A 12,790-nucleotide genomic window follows, 5' to 3' on the forward strand; every position below is an offset into this window, starting at 1 on the left:
CAGCTTAATGGGTGTAGGGCGAGCATGCCACCGGCAATTACTTGGATAAAGCGGAAACTCTGTCGCAGTTCTGCGGATTGGCGCTAAAACGCCCTTCCTATTTATCTAGGAGTAGTACTGTGGGTGGTATCTTTACAAAATGAGCTAACTGGTGAGAACAGCATTGCAAAAGATTCCCCTTTTTCCCCTGAGTATGGCCCTGTATCCGGGGGTCACCCTGCCATTGCGTATCTTTGAACAGCGTTACCTACATCTTGTCAGCGAGTCACTGAAAAGTGATAGCGGCTTCGGCGTTGTATTGATCCGCTCCGGAGGGGAGGTAGGACACGCCTCCGTATGGCCGCTCGGTGTCTATGTACACATTGTCGACTGGAGCCAGGGAGAGGGGGGATTATTAAATGTACAGGTGGTTGGTCGGCGTCGCTTCCGCATTGCCAGCACCGAGCGCGCTGATAACGGTTTATTGTTCGGGGAGGTTGAATGGTTGCCAAACGAAGAGCCCAAACCCATTCCCGCAGACTGCGATGGCTTGCTATCGGTGCTTGATGAGCTGAAGGATCGCGCTGAGATGTTGTCACTCAAGTTCGATAGTGTCGACTCTGCAGATGCCCTCTCCTGGCAGCTCGCCCAGTTGCTTCCCCTAGAGGATAAGGCGCGAGTAGAGTTGTTGGCCGTTGAGGACCCCTTGATGCGTCTCGCTAGTATCGCCGAGAACCTGGACCGCTGGGCGAGGGAGTAAGAATGCGACCTGTTTTCCGTTGGCATCCTATATTTATGCCGTTTCAACCCATAGCCACTGGGGTATACTGCGCGGCCGACCGGATTTCGCACGGAGCGCCAAGTGACCGCCACCAATACCACTGATCAGCAATCCACCCGCGTCAAACTCGAACAGATGGGCCGCGCCGCTCGCTCTGCCTCAAGACTAATGGCGAGAGCCGATACCAATAGTAAGAACCGCGCTCTACGGGCAATTGCCGCAGAATTGGAAGCTCAACGGATTCAACTGGCTGAGGCCAATGCTCAGGATATGCAGGCGGGTCGTGAACGCGGTCTGGATGCGGCGCTGCTCGATCGGCTGGAACTCAATGATGAGCGCATCGACGCAATGATCGAGGGGTTGTTGCAGGTTGCGGACCTGCCTGACCCAGTGGGAGAAGTTGAGGACTTATGTTATCGCCCCAGTGGTATCCAGGTGGGCAAGATGCGTGTACCCCTGGGAGTGGTGGGGATTATTTATGAATCCCGCCCTAATGTGACGATTGATGCGGCGAGTTTATGCCTGAAATCCGGTAACGCCACTATTTTGCGTGGTGGCAGTGAGGCATTGCACTCGAATCAGGCGATCGCGGCCTGTATTACCCAGGGGCTCCGGGAAGTGGGATTGCCGGAAACGGCGGTGCAAGTGGTGGGCACCAGTGACCGCGAGGCAGTTGGTGCCCTGATCTCCATGCCAGATTATGTGGATGTAATCGTTCCTCGAGGTGGCACTGGCCTGATTGAGCGGGTCAGCCGTGAGGCCAGAGTACCGGTGATCAAACACCTGCACGGTGTTTGTCACGTTTATATCGACGACTTGGCCGATGAACAGAAGGCGTTTGAGATTGCCCTGAATGCCAAAACCCATCGCTATGGCGTGTGCAACGCCATGGAAACCCTACTGGTGGCGGAGGGGATTGCAGAGCGAATGCTGCCGCGTTTGGCAGAAGCCTATGAGCTTAAAGGTGTGGAATTGTGTGGCTGTGCCCGTACCTGCGAGATACTGCCCCAGTGCGCAGAGGCCAAAGAAAGTGATTGGAGTGAAGAATACCTGGCCCCGGTACTGTCCATTCGGGTGGTGGCAGATATGGATGCTGCGATGGACCATATCGCCCGCTACGGCTCAGGACACACTGAGGCGATTGTTACTGAAAATTACACGCGCAGTCGTCGCTTTCTGGCGGAAGTCGATGCCAGCTCGGTGATCATCAATGCATCAACACGCTTTGCCGATGGATTTGAATATGGACTGGGGGCGGAAATCGGCATCAGTACTGATAAAATCCACGCCCGAGGCCCGGTGGGGCTGGAGGGGCTCACTTCTCAGAAGTGGATTGTGTTTGGGGATGGGCACATTCGCCGTTAATTCCGGCCCTCATTCATGAGCCAGTAACGAGGTAATTTTGGCGACTAAGCGGCATACGATAGCCCTGTTCGGCGGCACTTTTGATCCGGTGCACTTTGGCCACCTGCGCATGGCGCTGGAACTGCGCCAGGCCCTGGATTTCGATGAAATGCGCCTGCTTCCCAGCCACCAGCCACGCCATCGCCAAAGTCCCGGGGTTTCCTCGCGCCAGCGCAGCGACATGTTGGCTTTGGCCCTGCAGGGCTGTGATGAGCTGCAGCTGGACGAGAGGGAGCTAAATCGTGGCGGTGATACCTATACGGTGGATACCCTGGAGGAGCTGCGCAAAGAACTGGGTTCGGACGTATCCATCAGTTTTTGTATGGGCTCTGATTCCCTGTTGACCCTGCATAGGTGGAACCGCTGGCAGAGGCTATTGGAGCTTGCACACCTGGTGGTAGTGACCCGCCCCGGCTGGCATCTTCCAGAAAGCGGTGATGCGGGGGGCAATCCAGAACTGATGGACTTGCTACAGAGCCATCAAGGGGCAGCAAAAGATTTGCACGAGCAGGCATATGGAAGCTTGGTATTGCGCGAGCAGACCATGTTGCCTATCTCGGCGACTGAAATTCGCCAGTTATTGAATAGTGGTCGGTCGCCGCGATTTTTGTTGCCGGCCACCGTATTGCAATACATTGAAGACCATCAACTCTATACAAAAGCGGTTGCCATTGGTGACCAGTAATGAATCAAGGTGTTATGACAAATATTAAAGATATCGCGCTCAAGGCTCTGGAAGATCTGAAAGGCAAAGACATTGTTGCGCTGGACGTATCTGAACTCTCCGATGTAATGGACAACCTCGTGATCTGTACAGGTACCTCCAGCCGTCAGGTGAAGTCCCTGGCAGAGAATGTGGTGGATGAACTTAAGCTGGAAGGTGTGCGCCCGATTGGTGTTGAGGGCAAAGAGCAGGGCGAGTGGGTTTTGGTGGACTATGGCGATCTAGTCGTACATGTCATGTTGGCTGATGTGCGTAATTTCTACGACCTGGAAAAGCTCTGGTCGATGACACCGAATACCCGTGATGATGCCGATGGCAGTGACCCTCACAAGGACTAAGTGGGGTGAAGATCCGAATTCTTGCCGTCGGGGGGAAAATGCCCGGCTGGGTTCAGGAGGGATATGCCGAATACGCCAAGCGTTTGCCCCGCGAAATATCCTTGGAAATGGTGGAAATTCCTCTTGGGCAACGCGGCCAGAAAAGTTCTGCAGCGTTGATCGAAAAGGCGCGGAAAAAAGAGGGGGAGGCAATGCTTGCAGCCCTCGGTCCGCGCGATCATGTAGTGGCACTGGATGTGAAGGGCAAACCCTGGAGTACCGAGCAGCTTTCTGGTCAGCTGCGCGACTGGCAACTGCTGGGAGAAAATGTCAGCCTGCTGATCGGTGGTCCCGATGGCCTCTCCCAGGAGTGCTTGGCAAATGCACATCAGCGCTGGTCCCTGTCACCACTGACATTGCCACACCCTCTGGTTAGAGTGGTTTTGGCAGAGCAGGTTTATAGGGCCTGGACACTTTTGGCGGGGCACCCTTACCACAAGTAAAGTGTTTGCGATGAATGGCGGAGAGATTTGCCAATTCGAGTTCTCTCTCCGTACATTCCCTGTGGTAATGTAGGCGATTAGACTTTTCGCGCGCCAGTCAAATTCATTCAAATAAATTCTAATGCCTCACGACCATCACCTTAAGGACCCACACACGGAGCAGCGGTTATTTCGCAACCGTATGTTGGTGGCTATTGTCGGTGTGATCGCCTTACTGGCTGTTCTGGTAGCTCGTTTCTATAACCTGCAAGTTGTTAATTACGACGATTACCGCACCCAGTCCGATGAGAACCGTATTCAGGTGCGCCCGGTGGCTCCCACACGGGGGCTGGTTTACGACCGCAATGGAATATTACTGGCTGACAACAGGGCCAGTTTCAATCTTTCTATTGTCCGTGAACGAGTGCAGGATCTGGACGCAACCCTTGAATTAATCGGTCATTTAATTCGCCTCGAAGATAGCGATGTGTCTAAATTCCGCAAGCGCATGAAGCGCCGTCGGCCGTTTGAGCCGGTGCCTCTCCGCTTTCGTTTGAGCGAAGAGGAAATCGCACGGATAAGCGTTAATCAGTTTCGTATGCCCGGCGTTTCAGTGCAGGCCGAATTGGTGCGCTATTACGCGCTGGGGGATTTGTTTGCCCATAGTGTTGGTTATGTAGGTCGCATTAGCGATCGCGACCTGAGTAACTTCACTGAAGAAGACGTGCGTCTCTATCGCGGTACCAATAGTATCGGCAAAGTGGGACTGGAGCGCTCTTACGAGAAAACCCTGCTCGGTGAGGTGGGTTATGAAAATGTGGAGATCAATGCGCGGGGAAGGGTATTGCGCGTATTGGAACGCCAGGATCCCAAGCCCGGCGCCGACTTGACCCTGCATCTGGATGCGCACCTGCAACAGGTGGCTTCCGATGCACTGGGAGATCGCCGTGGGGCTGTAGTGGCGATCGATGTTAACACCGGTGGTGTTTTGGCATTTGTCAGCAAGCCCTCCTTCGACCCAAATCTGTTTGTAACCGGAATTAGCTTTGCCGATTATCGGGCCCTCAGCGACTCACTTGATGTGCCGCTCTTTAATCGCGCAGTGCAAGGACAATATCCGCCCGGCTCAACCCTGAAGCCATTAATGGGGCTTGGAGGGCTTGAGGCGGGACTTATCACTCGCGAGACCAAAATCAAGGACCCGGGTTTCTATAAACTGCCGAATGATCCTCGTATATATCGGGATCATGTCCGCTGGGGGCATGGTGAAAAGGTGGACCTGATCCAGGCGATGGCACAGAGCTGTGACGTTTACTTCTGGGATATGGCACACCGCTGGGATATCGACGGCATGCACGACATTGCAACCCACTTTGGCCTGGGCTCCAAAACCGGTATTGACCTGCCGATGGAGCGTTCTGGCCTTTTTCCCTCTCGGGACTGGAAGCGCGGTGCGCGAGGCATGCCCTGGTTCCCGGGGGATAGTCTCAACGCGGTGCTGGGACAGGGATTTGTACTGGCCACTCCGCTACAGTTGGCAGTTATGACCGCTACTTTAGCGAATCGCGGTACTCACTATCGTCCCCAGATAGTGAAAACCATTAATGGGGCCGAACAGCCTCCGGAAATACTGCACAACCTGGAAGCTCATCCGGATAATTGGGATCTGGTATTTGAGGGGATGGATGCTGTAGTTAATCGAAGCTATGGCACAGGTAAGCGAGCTGGCAAAGATCTGGATTTTCGTGTCGCTGGTAAATCAGGTACTGCCCAGGTGGTGGGTATCGCCCAGGGAGCTCGCTATGACTCTGAGGCGCTACAGGAGCGTCATCGCGACCACGCGCTGTTTGTGGCCTTTGCGCCGGTGGAAAAGCCACGTATCGCTGTTGCGGTATTGGTAGAGAACGGTGAAGCCGGTGGTGGGGTGGCTGCGCCGGTGGCTAGGGAATTATTTGCTGAGTGGGTGCCGCGAACCGAATCAGCAGTCAATACGACCGCAGATGTAAGTTTTTCTGAGGGGGCGGATAATGGCTAGCCGTGATTTTTCCCACCGGCTGTCCGATGCACATGGCAGCCTCAGGAAGCCGGTAAGCCTGGCTCGTCGCCTGCATATTGATGTGCCCTTGTTAGTGCTGCTATTGGTGTTGGCTTCGGTTGGCCTGGGAGTGCTTTTTAGTGCTTCCGGTGGAGATATAAACTATGTGCGGCGCCAGTCTATTTTTATGTGTCTGGCATTTGTGGGCATGTTTATTGTTGCCCAGATACCCTTGGATTTTTACCGGCGTTGGTCGCCATGGGCTTATTTAGGGGGCTGTGCCTTGCTAGTCGGGGTGCTGCTATTTGGCACTGGTGCGAAGGGTGCGCAGCGCTGGCTGGAAATTGCCGGCTTCCGCTTCCAGCCATCAGAAATTATGAAGTTGGGGGTGCCGATGATGGTGGCTGCATTCTTGCACCAGCGTGCGCAACCACCATCTTTGATGACTGTTTTTGGAGCCTTGGCCATTGTGGCAGTGCCGGCTGCGCTGATTGTGCGCCAGCCGGATTTGGGCACTTCAATTTTGATTGCGGCCTCAGGCCTGTTTGCACTTTATCTCGCTGGTTTGAGCTGGAAAATGATTGGTGCTGCGGGCTTGGGTGTTCTGGTTTCGGCTTGGCCGATCTGGCAGTGGGGCCTCCGTGACTATCAGCGCCAGCGAATCCTAACTCTGCTCAACCCCCATGATGACCGCTTTGGCGCAGGGTGGAATATTTTTAATTCCAAAGCTGCTATTGGTTCGGGTGGCGTCTATGGCAAAGGTTATTTACAGGGAACTCAATCTCAGTTGGACTTCCTGCCGGAAAGCCACACCGACTTTATTATTGCGGTACTGGCGGAGGAGTGGGGTATGCGCGGTGTATTGTTGCTGCTATTACTCTACGTCCTGGTTATAGCGCGTGGCATTTATATCAGCTTTATGGCGCAACACCTATTTGGTCGCCTATTGGCGGGGAGTATAACGCTCACTTTTTTTGTCTATGTGTTTGTAAACATTGGTATGGTTACAGGATTACTGCCAGTGGTGGGGGTACCCTTGCCAATTATCAGCTACGGGGGAACCTCACTGATTACCTTGATGGCAGGATTCGGTATCCTCATGGCTGTAGGGACAGAACGGCGCAGAGTGCATTTTTGAAAGTTTGCGCTGACCATTAATAACTGGATGTGTAGAGACGCGAGATGAAGACAGGAGCGGTCGTTTTGAAGTGGACCTCGGGACTATTGGTTGGGATGGGGCTGGCCCTGGCCGCCTGCGCACAGGAGCCCGGTCATGGTGACAATGCGGATGCACAGAAATTCGTAGAGTACATGGTGGAAGAGCACCAATTTGACCGCAAAGAGCTGCAGGAATTAATGCGTGAGGCCAAGCGCAAAGACTCGATACTCAAGGCAATCAGGCGCCCGGCTGAAAAAGCCAAGCCCTGGTATGAATACCGCAAGCTATTTCTGACCCCACAGAGCATCGCCGGTGGTGTTGATTTCTGGGATAAGAACAAGGAAGCCCTGGCTGAAGCCGAGAACAAATACGGTGTGCCGGCTGAAATGATCGTTGCCATCATCGGTATCGAAACCCGCTACGGTGGCAATATGGGAGGCTACCGGGTGCTGGATGCGCTTTCTACACTGGCTTTCAATTACCCACGCCGCTCACAGTTTTTTACCAAAGAGCTGGAAAATTACCTGCTTCTGACCCGGGATCAGGAAATGGACCCCCTTGCACTTAGGGGCTCCTATGCTGGTGCAATGGGGTACGGGCAATTTATGCCTTCGAGCTACCGTGCCTATGCCGTGGACTTCAGCAATGACGGCAAGGTGGATATCTGGAATAACACTACTGACGCTATTGGTAGTGTGGCTAACTATCTAGCCAAACATGGCTGGAAACCCGGTGAGCCGGTTACCGTGCTGGCGAGCCCGCGCCCCAATGCGGATATGACAATCGTCAATGACACCCTGTTGCCAGAGTGGACTGTGGGAGAGCTGGCAGAAAAAGGCTTCAACGCGACGAGTCAGGTTGCTCCGGAAATGCCGGCAATTGTCTTCTCCCTGCAGACAGAGCAGGGCAAGCAGTACTGGTTGGGGCTCAATAATTTTTCCACCATTACCACTTATAACCGCAGCCGCCTCTACGCTATGGCGGTAAATGAATTGGCTCAGGAAATCGTCAAAGCGCGTGGAGGGAAATCCTAGGCAGAGCTTAATAGCCGCATACCGGCAAAAACTGCCAGTATCGTGGAACCAATGGCGCCACCTGTAATCAAAAACTTTCTATTTTATTAAGTAGTTTCAGATAATAGCGGCTTGGAGACGGCAACTAGTGGTTGCCGCGCGCCGGGGGGATTATGTTTCAGTGCAGTTTGCGGCGTGGGGTCCTCCTCGCCGCTTTATTCTTGATGGCCTGTGGGGGGCCGCAAACCCAGCCGGGTAAGCAAGCCGATTCAGATTTCGACAGCGTTGAGGATAGCGGTCCAGCAGCCCCGGTGGATATGCTGGCTACACCTGAGCCAACTCCTGTACGCGAGCCCATTGGCCCAGCCGGAAACAAATCTCCCTACAAAGTAAGGGGCGTTACTTACCATGTGCGCAATGCGGTCAAAGGTTATAAGGAGAGGGGCCAAGCCTCCTGGTATGGCACCAAGTTCCATGGCCGCCGTACTGCCAATGGGGAAATCTACAACATGTACGCCATGTCCGCGGCGCACAAAACTTTGCCACTACCCAGTTATGCCAAGGTAACCAACCTGGATAATGGCCGCAGTATTATTGTGCGCGTAAATGATCGTGGCCCCTTTGTGCATGGGCGTATTATCGACCTAAGTTATACTGCCGCTCAGAAGTTGGGGTATGTGGATAAGGGGATTGCACGGGTTGAGGTAGAAGCGCTGGACCCGGCCTCTCTGCCTCCTGTGACTGAAACTATACTGGCCGGTGACGTTACACGTAGCCTGCCGCAGGATACGACGATTCAGTTACCGGAAAATACCTTTCTTCAGGTTGGTGCATACCGTAATGCCAGCCAGGCGGAGAAGATCCGTGCACAGCTGACGGCTTCAATTGACTATCCTGTTTCTGTCAGTCCTGTAACGCGTAGTGGCAAGACATTTTATCGGGTGCGTATTGGGCCAATTTCTCAGCAGAGGGCTCTGGCTACCGCTCGGGAAACCGTGCAGAAGAACCAGTTGGGTGATCCCCAGGTGGTATATGAATAAATAGCCAAGTCTGATGTTTCAACGAGCCCTGCACTAGGCTCTGGCAGTCAGCGACCGCTACTATAGGTGACGGTCAGTTGAATAGCCGTTTACAAAATACTGCGCAATGGCGCGAATTTTCTTGTATTTTGTCAACATTCCTGGCTGACGGCATTTGGTGACAGACCATGGTCGTGTATTAATCTTTTAAAATGAATATTGGGTTAACAGCCAGCCTACGAACACGAGGATTAACGAGACTCTCACCTATGATCACACGGATTATCGCCTGCTCTTTCCTGTTGCTTTGTGCGGGCCTGGCCCAGGCGCAATCACTCATTCCGGCTCCGCCCCAGCTGGCGGCCACCTCATACCTACTTGTGGATGCCAATACCGGCCAGGTGTTGGTAGAGCACGAAGCGGATAAAGAGGTGCCCCCCGCTAGTCTTACCAAAATGATGACGGCCTACATTGTCTCGGAAGAGATGCTCAAAGGCAGTATCAAAGAAGATGACAAAGTGCGTATCTCCGAGAAGGCCTGGCGGAAGGGCGGCTCGAAGATGTTCGTCAAGGTTGGCGACCAGGTTCCAGTTATGGACCTGATGCGCGGAGTTATTATTCAATCCGGAAACGACGCCAGTATTGCCCTGGCGGAGCATGTCTCTGGTAGTGAAGAAGTGTTTGCTGAGGTAATGAACCAGCAGGCAGAACTTCTGGGTATGGAAAATACCAATTTTGTTAATGCCACTGGCTGGCCCGCTGAAGGGCATATGACTACTGCCCGTGATCTGGGCATCCTGGCCCGCGCGCTGATCGCCAATCACCCTGAGCACTACGATATCTACTCTGAAAAGTATTTCAGCTATTCCGGTATCAACCAGCCCAATCGCAATCGCCTGTTGTGGCGTGACTCTGCGGTAGATGGCATCAAGACCGGTCACACTGAAGAGGCCGGTTACTGCCTGGTGGCCTCTGCGATGAAGCGTGGTATGCGCTTGATTGCAATCGTGGTGGGTACTGACAGTGACGAGAAGCGGGCTTCGGAGACTCAGAAGCTGCTAGCTTACGGTTTTCGTTATTACCAGACCCACAAGGTGTACGGCCAGGGTGAAGTCCTGCAAACCGAGCGAGTGTGGGGTGGCAAGGAGCCCAACGTTGGTATCGCAGTGGAGAAGGATATCTTTGTCACTATCCCCCGCGGTGGTGAAGAGGGTATTAAAGCTGATCTGATTGTTGATGGTGAGCTGGAGGCTCCGATTAAGAAAGGCCAACCAGTGGGCAAAGTTGTTGTGACTCTGGATGGCCAGACAGTTGCCGATGTGAAAGCCGTAGCGGCGGAGGATGTGGAGCGCGCCGGTTTCTTTAAGCGGATGTGGGATTCCATCAAGCGCTTCGTGATCAGCTTCTTTAACTAACTTCACCAAGCTTATGAGATAGGGGTGGCTGTTAGCCACCCCTGGCCAGCTCCCCGAACTCTCTGCCTACTTCCCCCTGCCACTCCCTGTCCACTGCACACTGCTCGCTGTATAATCGTCGCCCGGCTGTGCCTAAGCTTCTTCTTAATACCTGACAGCCGGACCTCGGAGAGTGGTATGAGCCAAGACCCCAATCAGCAACCCCCGAAAATTGAGTTTCCCTGCGAAGACTATATGGTCAAAGTGGTGCGGGATGCCAATGACCAAGCGCACGAGTTTGTACTGGAAGTGATGCGTCGCCATGCCCCCGGGCTGGATGAAGATCGAATTACCCTGCGCGACAGTAGCACCGGTAAATTCACCGCAATGACATTCTTTATCCTCGCTACCGGTGAAGATCAGCTCAAAGCTCTGTTTGAAGAGTTGAAAGAGCACCCAGCGGTGCATATGGTGCTTTGATGACCGTTGTGCGCAACCTCGCCAAGCGAGATTACGAGACCGTCTGGCGCGCGATGTCTCGCTACACTGACCTCCGCGATGAAAATAGCTCTGATGAGATATGGTGTGTGGAGCACGAGCCTGTATTCACCCAAGGACAGGCCGGCAAAGCCGAACACCTGCTGAATACTGGGGATATCCCGGTAGTTCAGGTGGATCGTGGTGGGCAGGTTACCTATCACGGCCCTGGGCAATTGGTAGTTTATCCACTTCTGGATTTGCGTCGGGCCAAAATTGGCGTACGTGACCTTGTGACGGCACTGGAGAGCGCCACTGTCGCGATGCTTAAGGCCTTTGGCATTGCTGCCGCCCCCCGCGCTGATGCTCCCGGAGTGTATTTGACTGAGGGCGGCCCCCGCAGTGGTAGCAAGATTGCTTCCATTGGGCTGCGAGTACGCCGTGGTTGCAGCTTCCACGGTATTGCCATCAACATCGATATGGACTTGGCCCCCTTCCACCGGATTAATCCTTGTGGATACGCAGGTATGGAAATGGTGCAAATGGCCGAGTTACTGCAAGAGACACCTACTTGGAAGCAAGTGGCAGAAATTTTTGTGTGCGAATTGTTGCGCACGCTCGAGCTGCCTTCAGCAGAGTGGCAGCCACTAGACGAACACACTTTGGCGCAACTGAGCGCGGAACAGCAGGAATTAAGTAATGGCTGAAAAACCCGATCTGGTGCCGGTAAAGCGCACCCGCCGCCTCCAGCAGGGGGAAAAATTACGCGACGGTGATAAGGTCGAGCGTATCCCAGTCAAGGTAATTGCCAGTGATACCGTTTTGCGTAAGCCGGATTGGATTCGTGTAAAAGTCCCAGCCTCCAAAGAGGTGGACCGTATCAAGAACATATTGCGCTCGCAAAAGCTCTCCACAGTGTGTGAAGAGGCAAGCTGCCCAAATCTTGGGGAGTGCTTCAGTGGTGGTACAGCGACCTTTATGATCATGGGGGAGATTTGTACGCGCCGCTGCCCATTCTGCGATGTGGGCCACGGTAAACCCAATCCCCTCGATCCGGAAGAACCCAAAAATCTGGCTGAAGCCATTGCCGCCATGAGCCTGCGCTATGTAGTGATCACCTCGGTGGATCGTGATGATTTGCGCGATGGCGGTGCTGAGCATTTTGCGGAATGCATCCGTGAATCTCGCCAGCTGTCACCAGATCTGCAGGTGGAAATCCTGACTCCGGATTTTCGTGGCCGCATGGATGTTGCGCTGGATATTCTAGAGAAGGAGGCACCGGACGTATTTAACCACAACCTGGAGACTGTGCCCCGTTTATATCGGGAATCCCGTCCTGGAGCTAATTACAAATGGTCCCTGAAGTTGCTACAGGAATATAAAAAACGCCGCCCGGATGTACTAACCAAGTCTGGTTTGATGGTGGGCCTGGGTGAGGAAAAGGAAGAAATCTTCCAGGTAATGGATGATATGCGTGAGCACGATATCGATATGCTCACCATCGGCCAGTATTTACAGCCGAGCAAGGAGCACTTGCCTGTACAGCGCTATGTCCACCCGGATGAGTTTGAAGAATATCGCCGCTATGCAGAACAAATCGGTTTCAAGCACGCAGCTTGTGGCCCGTTGGTGCGCTCTTCTTACCATGCGGATAAGCAGGCACACGGGGAGAAGGTAGGCTAGTGCAGACCAGGGGCAAGTGAAAATTTTTCATTTGCCCCTGGTAAATCTTTTGACTGAATACCTCTAAAGCTGTTTCTCTTCTTTTCTTACTTAAAATTCCGGACAGCATCTGTAAACTGTTAGAGTTTGTAGTTCACTCCTTCACATGCTTTCTTCTGTTTTTTCGCCTCTTCGTTTTCTAAGGTTTTATAAGCTATATCAATGGGCGTTTTATTTGGGGTAACAATAGTAAGAAATTTGATACTAATGTCTTTTAAAGTTGTGTATAGGTTTGTCTCTCTGTTTTAAATTGTTTATCAATTTGTACAGGTTTCTATCCTGGG

13 protein-coding genes are annotated in these 12,790 nt (G+C 53.3%); all 13 read left to right on the forward strand.

The features are described 5' to 3' along the window. Positions 1 to 151 precede the first annotated feature (151 nt). Positions 152 to 739, forward strand: coding sequence for an LON peptidase substrate-binding domain-containing protein (locus ACJJIP_RS03225; protein ID WP_245556667.1), 588 nt, complete (start codon positions 152 to 154; stop codon positions 737 to 739). Between the two features lie 102 nt (positions 740 to 841). Then, positions 842 to 2,125 carry a glutamate-5-semialdehyde dehydrogenase gene (locus ACJJIP_RS03230; protein WP_444946212.1) on the forward strand — a complete coding sequence of 428 codons (1,284 nt, stop codon included), beginning with the start codon at positions 842 to 844 and terminating at the stop codon, positions 2,123 to 2,125. A 37-nt stretch (positions 2,126 to 2,162) separates the two neighbouring features. Beyond that, positions 2,163 to 2,849 carry a nicotinate-nucleotide adenylyltransferase gene (nadD, locus tag ACJJIP_RS03235; RefSeq protein WP_444946213.1) on the forward strand — a complete coding sequence of 229 codons (687 nt, stop codon included), beginning with the start codon at positions 2,163 to 2,165 and terminating at the stop codon, positions 2,847 to 2,849. Next, positions 2,849 to 3,226 (forward strand): ribosome silencing factor, encoded by a 378-nt coding sequence (gene rsfS / locus ACJJIP_RS03240; RefSeq protein WP_020412457.1) that lies wholly within the window; start codon positions 2,849 to 2,851, stop codon positions 3,224 to 3,226. The genes nadD and rsfS overlap by 1 nt, the downstream gene beginning before the upstream one ends. A 5-nt stretch (positions 3,227 to 3,231) precedes the next feature. Next, entirely contained in the window at positions 3,232 to 3,708 is a 477-nt protein-coding gene (gene rlmH / locus ACJJIP_RS03245; protein WP_444946214.1) for a 23S rRNA (pseudouridine(1915)-N(3))-methyltransferase RlmH, read from the forward strand. Between the two features lie 121 nt (positions 3,709 to 3,829). Then, entirely contained in the window at positions 3,830 to 5,722 is a 1,893-nt protein-coding gene (mrdA, locus tag ACJJIP_RS03250; protein ID WP_026304987.1) for a penicillin-binding protein 2, read from the forward strand. Next, the gene (gene rodA / locus ACJJIP_RS03255; RefSeq protein ID WP_020412460.1) at positions 5,715 to 6,860 is read left to right on the forward strand and encodes a rod shape-determining protein RodA; all 1,146 of its coding nucleotides are present in this window, start codon (positions 5,715 to 5,717) and stop codon (positions 6,858 to 6,860) included. Before mrdA ends, rodA begins: the two co-directional genes overlap by 8 nt. A 44-nt stretch (positions 6,861 to 6,904) precedes the next feature. Next, positions 6,905 to 7,915, forward strand: coding sequence for a lytic murein transglycosylase B (gene mltB / locus ACJJIP_RS03260; protein WP_020412461.1), 1,011 nt, complete (start codon positions 6,905 to 6,907; stop codon positions 7,913 to 7,915). 152 nt (positions 7,916 to 8,067) lie between these two features. Then, entirely contained in the window at positions 8,068 to 8,934 is an 867-nt protein-coding gene (locus tag ACJJIP_RS03265) for a septal ring lytic transglycosylase RlpA family protein (RefSeq protein ID WP_444946215.1), read from the forward strand. 248 nt (positions 8,935 to 9,182) lie between these two features. Further along, entirely contained in the window at positions 9,183 to 10,328 is a 1,146-nt protein-coding gene (locus ACJJIP_RS03270; RefSeq protein ID WP_020412463.1) for a D-alanyl-D-alanine carboxypeptidase family protein, read from the forward strand. 177 nt (positions 10,329 to 10,505) lie between these two features. After that, a complete protein-coding gene (locus ACJJIP_RS03275) occupies positions 10,506 to 10,787 on the forward strand; it encodes an HP0495 family protein (protein ID WP_444946216.1) in 282 nt (93 codons plus the stop codon). Further along, positions 10,787 to 11,491 carry a lipoyl(octanoyl) transferase LipB gene (lipB, locus tag ACJJIP_RS03280; RefSeq protein ID WP_353375976.1) on the forward strand — a complete coding sequence of 235 codons (705 nt, stop codon included), beginning with the start codon at positions 10,787 to 10,789 and terminating at the stop codon, positions 11,489 to 11,491. The genes ACJJIP_RS03275 and lipB overlap by 1 nt, the downstream gene beginning before the upstream one ends. Continuing rightward, positions 11,484 to 12,467 carry a lipoyl synthase gene (lipA, locus tag ACJJIP_RS03285; RefSeq protein WP_020412466.1) on the forward strand — a complete coding sequence of 328 codons (984 nt, stop codon included), beginning with the start codon at positions 11,484 to 11,486 and terminating at the stop codon, positions 12,465 to 12,467. Before lipB ends, lipA begins: the two co-directional genes overlap by 8 nt. Positions 12,468 to 12,790 lie beyond the last annotated feature (323 nt).

Source organism: Microbulbifer variabilis, from assembly GCF_052467165.1.

Bases quoted from the DNA above. Each gene is read 5' to 3' on its own strand.
- lipA (WP_020412466.1), top strand. From the start codon at position 11,484: ATGGCTGAAAAACCCGATCTGGTGCCGGTAAAGCGCACCCGCCGCCTC.
- ACJJIP_RS03275 (WP_444946216.1), top strand. From the start codon at position 10,506: ATGAGCCAAGACCCCAATCAGCAACCCCCGAAAATTGAGTTTCCCTGC.
- ACJJIP_RS03265 (WP_444946215.1), top strand. From the start codon at position 8,068: ATGTTTCAGTGCAGTTTGCGGCGTGGGGTCCTCCTCGCCGCTTTATTC.
- ACJJIP_RS03270 (WP_020412463.1), top strand. From the start codon at position 9,183: ATGATCACACGGATTATCGCCTGCTCTTTCCTGTTGCTTTGTGCGGGC.
- mltB (WP_020412461.1), top strand. From the start codon at position 6,905: ATGAAGACAGGAGCGGTCGTTTTGAAGTGGACCTCGGGACTATTGGTT.
- mrdA (WP_026304987.1), top strand. From the start codon at position 3,830: ATGCCTCACGACCATCACCTTAAGGACCCACACACGGAGCAGCGGTTA.
- lipB (WP_353375976.1), top strand. From the start codon at position 10,787: ATGACCGTTGTGCGCAACCTCGCCAAGCGAGATTACGAGACCGTCTGG.
- rodA (WP_020412460.1), top strand. From the start codon at position 5,715: ATGGCTAGCCGTGATTTTTCCCACCGGCTGTCCGATGCACATGGCAGC.
- rsfS (WP_020412457.1), top strand. From the start codon at position 2,849: ATGAATCAAGGTGTTATGACAAATATTAAAGATATCGCGCTCAAGGCT.